Annotated in this window: 5 protein-coding genes and 1 pseudogene; 2 read left to right on the forward strand and 4 right to left on the reverse strand. The window is 59.2% G+C overall.

What is annotated here, in order from left to right; all coding sequences use genetic code 11:
• From MED193_RS09835 to MED193_RS09845, 3 genes are all read right to left on the reverse strand, one after another.
• The gene (locus tag MED193_RS09835) at positions 1 to 1,620 is read right to left on the reverse strand and encodes a tripartite tricarboxylate transporter permease (RefSeq protein WP_009809560.1); all 1,620 of its coding nucleotides are present in this window, start codon (positions 1,618 to 1,620) and stop codon (positions 1 to 3) included.
• 15 nt (positions 1,621 to 1,635) lie between these two features.
• Entirely contained in the window at positions 1,636 to 2,166 is a 531-nt protein-coding gene (locus tag MED193_RS09840) for a tripartite tricarboxylate transporter TctB family protein (protein WP_009809561.1), read from the reverse strand.
• Positions 2,167 to 2,235: 69 nt separating this feature from the next.
• Positions 2,236 to 3,180: a tripartite tricarboxylate transporter substrate-binding protein gene (locus MED193_RS09845; RefSeq protein WP_009809562.1), complete on the reverse strand. Its 945-nt coding sequence runs from the start codon at positions 3,178 to 3,180 to the stop codon at positions 2,236 to 2,238.
• Between the two features lie 171 nt (positions 3,181 to 3,351).
• Between MED193_RS09845 and MED193_RS09850 the strand changes: the two genes are divergently transcribed.
• Positions 3,352 to 4,131, forward strand: a complete 780-nt coding sequence (locus MED193_RS09850) for an IclR family transcriptional regulator (protein WP_039966088.1) — start codon at positions 3,352 to 3,354, stop codon at positions 4,129 to 4,131.
• A gap of 60 nt (positions 4,132 to 4,191) precedes the next feature.
• A complete protein-coding gene (locus MED193_RS09855) occupies positions 4,192 to 5,547 on the forward strand; it encodes an aspartate aminotransferase family protein (RefSeq protein ID WP_009809564.1) in 1,356 nt (451 codons plus the stop codon).
• A gap of 61 nt (positions 5,548 to 5,608) precedes the next feature.
• On the opposite strand, the pseudogene MED193_RS22570 reads toward MED193_RS09855, so the two are convergent.
• Positions 5,609 to 6,005 (reverse strand): annotated as a pseudogene (locus MED193_RS22570) (AAA family ATPase); the annotation flags it as partial.

The raw sequence follows: 6,005 nt of genomic DNA on the forward strand, positions 1-6,005 counted from the left end.
TCAGAACAGCCCCTTCAATCGGCGAAGTAACTTCGAGTGGCGTCCCCGAACCTCCTTGCCACGATCCTTCAAGAAAGAGTTTTTGCGGCGCGACATCAGCTTTCCGAAGCTGGTCGATGCGGTTTTGGTCTGCCATTCGGCCTCCTTCAGTTCTTTGCGATCGCGCCAGACACGCAGGATATGACTCGCAAGAACCAAGATGATGATAGTGAAAAGAATGAACGATATCGGTCGGTTGATGAAATCCAACGGCTCCTTTACTCGGGCCATGCCCGAGCGCAGCTTGACCTCCATGATGCCGCCCAGGACCATCCCTAGGATGATTGGGACTGCCGGAAGGGAAAGCCGTTTGAGGATAAAGCCAAAGAGGCCAAAGCCCGCGGCAAGCAAGCAATCGGTGGCGGAGTTGCGCAGGGAGTAGACCCCGACAAAGCTGAGCGTCAGGATGCAGACCCCAAGAAAGCGGTTGGGGATCTTGACCACCTGAACCAAAGAGCGGGTGGCAAAAAGCAGGAAGATCAGCACCAGCACATTGAGGATCAGCAGCGCCAGATAAAGCGCCACAACAAAATCCATATCGTTCTGGAACAGCCCTGGCCCCGGCACCACATTGTGCACGTAAAACACGCTCAGCATCATGGCTGTCAGCGCCTCGCCGGGGATGCCCAGCGCCAGAAGCGGTACCATAGCGGCGGCGGGCACAGCGTTGTTGGCGGTCTCGGCAGCGATCAGCCCCTCGGAGGAGCCCTTGCCAAAATCCTGCGGCCGCTTGGAGCTTTTCTGGGCATAGGTATAGGACATGAACTGGGCGGTGAACTCTCCCACGCCAGGGATCATCCCCATCAGCACGCCAAAACTGGCAGAAACACCAGCAACGCGCGGATGGCGCGCCAGCTCACGCAGGCCTTGAAACATGCCGCCCCGCAGCTTGGTCACATGCACCTTTTCATCCTCATCCATCAGCAGCACAAAGGCCTGACTGAGCGCAAATAGCCCCAGAACCACAACGATGAGGTTCACGCCGCTGCCCAGAAAGTCCTGATCAAAGGTGTAGCGCTGGGTGTACTTCACCGGCTCCATGCCGATGGTGTTGAGAAAAATCCCCAGACAGGCCAGCGCGCCGGCAATCAAGGCCTGCCCCCGATGGGCGACCACAACCAGGATCAGTCCCAACAACGCAGCAAGGAAGATCTCACGGCTGCCAAACATCGGCGCCACCTTGGCCAAAACCGGCGCAAAGAGGATGAGACAGACGACCGAAAACACCCCGCCAAAAAAACTGGCGGAATAGGCGAGGCTAAGCGCGCGACGCGGTTCTCCGCGTGCGGTCATCGGATAGCCATCATAGGTGGTCAGCGCGTTGACGGCGGTGCCTGGCGTGTTGATGAGGATAGCAGGAATGGCGCCGCCATACATGGAGGAGCCATAGATCCCCAACAGTACCGTCAGGCCCACAATAGGGTCCATGGAAAAGGTCGCGGGCAACAGAATGGCAATCGCCACCGCTGGGCCAACACCTGGGATCGCACCGATCAAGACACCTCCGACCGAGCCTGCAAGCAGTGCCAGCGCCACGTCCCAGCGCATCAGAATTTCGATTGCAGAAAGGATGAGATCCATCAGAAACCCCGAGGCCTAGAGATACAGGATAAAGAAATTGCGCAAGGCGCCCGGCAGGTACTCATAGAGCAGCGCACCAGGAATTTTGACGGCTAGAATGCCTTTGAACAGCACCACAACCATCAAGGCAAAGCCGAGGCTGATGCCCATCATGACCCTGCCGCGATAGCCCATACGTCGCGCCAACAGCGGCACAAAGACCAGGGTCACCGGCAGGTATCCAATGATCGGGACCAATACCACATAGCCCATAAACCAGATCGCATATTCAGCGCTGCGCCCCCATTGCCGGGCTTCCCACAGATCATAGCGCGAGGCCCGCCGCCAGGGCAGTTGGTAGAAATGCAAGCCCCCAAGCAACACCATGCCGCCGAGGCTGACGGCGGGCCAGAACCGGGGCTGGGCAAAGAGCTTGGCCTTTTTAACCCAGGTGGTCTGCTCGCCGATCAGCGCCAAAAGCAGCACCGACAGGGTCAGAAACACAAGGGCAAAAACCAGCTGTCCGCGCCGGGGGCCAACAAAGCGGCGTTCTCGTTCGGTGGTCATATGGGGGATCTTTTTCGCGCTAAAACGGAAACCGGGGCCATTTCTGGCCCCGGCGGGACAAGGAGAGGTTTACTCGAGGATCGAGCCGATCTTTGCCATGGTAGCAATGTCAGTTGCCACACGGGCAGCACTGTCATCTGCGCTCTGCCAGTAGACCAGCGCCCCGGTTTCTGCGGCCACGGCCTGAGCGCGTTCGCTCATCATGGTTTTCTGCGCCACGGCGATGATTTTCTCGCGCACATCCTGTGGCGTGTCCTTGGTTACAAACAACCCATTCCAAAGCGCAATATTGAGGCTCGCGTCCAGCTCACCGATGGCAGGTGCATCCGGCACCAGCGGGATACGCTCGTCCGTGATCGAGACCAGAACCTTGACCTGATCCAGGCAAGGAAGGATGAGCTGCAGAGTGGTGTTGATCACATCCGCATCGCCCGAGGCCAATGTGTTGCAATCCAGGGCGTCAAAAGCCGCATCCGAGCCCCATTCAAAACCGGCGTTTTTGGCAAATGCTTTTGTCACCTGGGTTGGGGTCAGCACATCGCCAAAATGGCCCAGCGCCACATCGTTTTCTTGGGCATGGGCAGCCAGCTCTTCCATGCTGGAATAGGGCGCATCACCCGAGGTAGCGATCACAAACGGATAGGTGAGGAAGATCCCCAGGGGGTCAAACTTCGCGGGTGTCAGCGGCGGGATGTCGATTTGGTGACCCATGACCGGCACGCCGATCACAAAGGAGCCCACTGTGTAGCCATCGGCGGGCGCATTGGCCACCTCAATGGCGCCAGGGAAGGGCCCGCCACCGCCGCCGGGCTTATTCACGACAGCAGCCGCAACGCCATATTCTGCCTGGAAGTCATCGGCGATCATCCGCGTCAGCACATCCTCCAGATCACCGGGAGGCCAGGGGACGATAAAGCTCACAGGCTTTTCTGGGTATTCCGCCTGCGCGGCTACGGCGCTAAGGCCAAGAGCCACCGCCGCTGCGGTGCCTTTCACGAGATGGGTCAGTTTCATTTCAGTCTCCCGGTTGGTGCTGTGGTTTCAGCAAATGGTTCATTATTTGAACCGTTGGTTTGAATTTAGATTGACAGCCCACCCGCTTATCTGTCAACAAAATATCAACTCGGGCGTTTGTTTTTCCAAACGCGCATCCAACAAATGGTCAAACGGAGATCAAAGCGGCAGATGGGAACCGTCAGTAAAGCCCTTAAATTGTTAAGCTATTTCGCACCTGATCGGACCGAAGTCGGGCTGAGTGACCTCACTCGCCTTTCGGGCATGAACAAGGCCACGGTCTATCGCCTCATGGGCGAGTTGCAAGAATCAGGCTTTGTCGAACAGGGAGAGAGTGACCGGGCCTACCGGCTTGGGCCGCAGGTTTTGCATTTGGCCGCCCTGCGCGAAGCCTCTACGCCGATCCTCTCAGTCTCGCGTCGGGTTCTGCGTGAGCTGAGCGATGAAACCGGCGAAACCACCCATGTCTCGCTGGGGCATGAGACCCATGTGCAGACACTCAGCCATGCCTATTCCCCCAGTCACGCCACCAAAGTCACCATGGATGACGCCCAAACCGTGACCTACCACGCCACAAGCTCCGGCCTTGCTATTCTGGCCTATGCTGATCCCGAATTTGTTGAACAGGTTCTGTCCCAGCCCCTTGAGGCCCATACCAGCATGACATTGGTGGACCCGAATGACATTCGCACCAAACTGGCCGCGGTCCGCGAGACTGGATTGTCGGATACCCTGGGCAGCTTTGAACTGGAGGTGCACTCCCACGCAGTGCCCATTTTTGGGGCAGATCGCAGGGCCATCGGGGCGCTGGCTGTGGCGGCGCCGGCCTCGCGGATGTCACCGGAACAACAAGAAACCATTCGCGCTGCCCTGCGTCGCGCCGGAGCCGCGCTGACCCACCGTATCGGGGGCAGCCCGCCCGCCGATTACCCGCAGGATGTCCCCGCGTGATCCAGCGCCCCTCTCTTCAAGATACCCCGGCCCCCGTAGGCCTGATCAGGAGTTTCCTCAATGAAAGATTCCAATTTCCTAAAGGAACATAACGCCAAATCGCTTTGGCACCCTATGGCACATCCTGCCGACAGCCAGGCCAATCCGCCTGCCATTATCACCGCAGCCTCAGGCGTGCGGATCACGGATCTGGATGGGCATGAGGTGATTGATGCGGTTGGCGGTCTCTGGAACGTCAATCTCGGGTTCTCCTGCCAGCCCGTCAAAGACGCCATTGCCGCTCAACTGGACGTGCTGCCCTATTACTCCACTTTTCGCGGCACCAGTAATGATCAGGTGATCCAGCTGGCCGAGATGCTGCGCGATTTCTTTGCCCCCGACGGGCTAACCCGGGCCTTTTTCACCTCTGGCGGTTCGGACTCGGTGGAAACCGCCCTGCGCCTGGCCCGGCAATACCACAAGGTGCGCGGCGAAGCGGGTCGCACCAAGTTCCTCAGCCTGAAAAAGGGCTATCACGGCACCCATATGGGCGGGGCTTCGGTCAATGGCAATGCCAATTTCCGCACCCAGTATGAACCGCTGTTGCCTGGCTGCCACCATATTCCGGCCCCCTACACCTATCGCAATCCTTTTAATGAAAGCGACCCCGAACGGCTGGCGCAGCTTTGCCTGCAGGCCCTGGAAGATGAGATCGCCTTTCAGGGGGCGGGCACCATTGCGGCCTTTATCATGGAGCCGATCCTTGGCGCTGGCGGAGTGATCCCGCCGCATGAAAGCTTCATGCCGGGTGTGCGCGATATCTGCACCAAGTACGGCATCCTGTTGATCGCGGATGAGGTGATCACAGCCTTTGGCCGCACCGGCTCTTGGTCCGGATCACGGCACTGGGGGGTTCAGCCTGATTTCATGTGCACCGCCAAGGCAATCACCAATGGCTATTTCCCCTTTGGCGCAGTGATGATTGCGGATGCCGTCGCCGAAGTGTTCGAGCAGGATGAAACCGGGCGGGCTGCCATTGGTCACGGCTATACCTATTCCGGCCATCCGGTTGGCGCCGCGGCCGCTCTGGCCTGTTTGGAAGAAACCCTGCGCCTGGATGTGCCGACAAACGCGGCGGCCAGGGGAAAAGAGCTACATCAGGGGCTGCTGGCGCTACAGGAAAAACACACGTTGATTGGCGATGTGCGCGGTGGCCATGGGTTGATGTGCGCGATGGAGCTGGTTGCAGATCGCGACAGCAAGGCAGCCGCAGACAAAAAGACCACGGCTGTCCTGCAAGAGGTCACCTATCAAAACGGCGCCATGGTGCGCGTCTCCGGCCCCAATATTATTCTGTCGCCGCCGCTGGTTCTCAGCTCGCAGGACGTCCAGGGCATCCTCTCTGCCCTGGACGCCGGTTTCTCGGCTGCAAGCTAGGCCTGCCACAGGCGCCACCGCAGCCGACCATGGGTCGGCTGCCACCAGATACCATGGCGGTTTCAAACTCCCCCTTCATCGAGGCGCCAGCCTGCAATAGGCCAATATCCAAGGCCAAGAGCCGCACATTTTGCAACGCTGGCGGCACATCTCCACGGGCAATCCGCAGGGCAAAGCCTTCAACAACAGCCGTTTTCCCAACGCCTGCCTCACCTGTGAGGATCGGGTTGTTCTGGCGTCGCCGCATCAGGATATCAACAATCTGGCGGATCTCTTCGTCGCGCCCCACAATGGGGTCAATTTCCCCATTGCGCGCCTGTTCGGTCAGATCCGTGCAGAACTGCTCCAGCGCCTCTCCCTTGCCCATGGCACCGGGGGCCATGGCACCAGAGGCCTCGCCGGGTTCGGCACCGCCACCGGTCACAGAACTGCCATCCTGCGCCGACATCGTGGCCTCA

Origin of the sequence: Roseobacter sp. MED193, from assembly GCF_000152965.1 — a bacterium.
GTDB lineage: Bacteria > Pseudomonadota > Alphaproteobacteria > Rhodobacterales > Rhodobacteraceae > Pseudophaeobacter.

What these genes read in the sequence shown, in the direction of transcription:
- MED193_RS09835 (WP_009809560.1), bottom strand. Translation starts at nt 1,620, where the DNA reads ATGGATCTCATCCTTTCTGCAATCGAAATTCTGATGCGCTGGGACGTG.
- MED193_RS09840 (WP_009809561.1), bottom strand. Translation starts at nt 2,166, where the DNA reads ATGACCACCGAACGAGAACGCCGCTTTGTTGGCCCCCGGCGCGGACAG.
- MED193_RS09845 (WP_009809562.1), bottom strand. Translation starts at nt 3,180, where the DNA reads ATGAAACTGACCCATCTCGTGAAAGGCACCGCAGCGGCGGTGGCTCTT.
- MED193_RS09850 (WP_039966088.1), top strand. Translation starts at nt 3,352, where the DNA reads ATGGGAACCGTCAGTAAAGCCCTTAAATTGTTAAGCTATTTCGCACCT.
- MED193_RS09855 (WP_009809564.1), top strand. Translation starts at nt 4,192, where the DNA reads ATGAAAGATTCCAATTTCCTAAAGGAACATAACGCCAAATCGCTTTGG.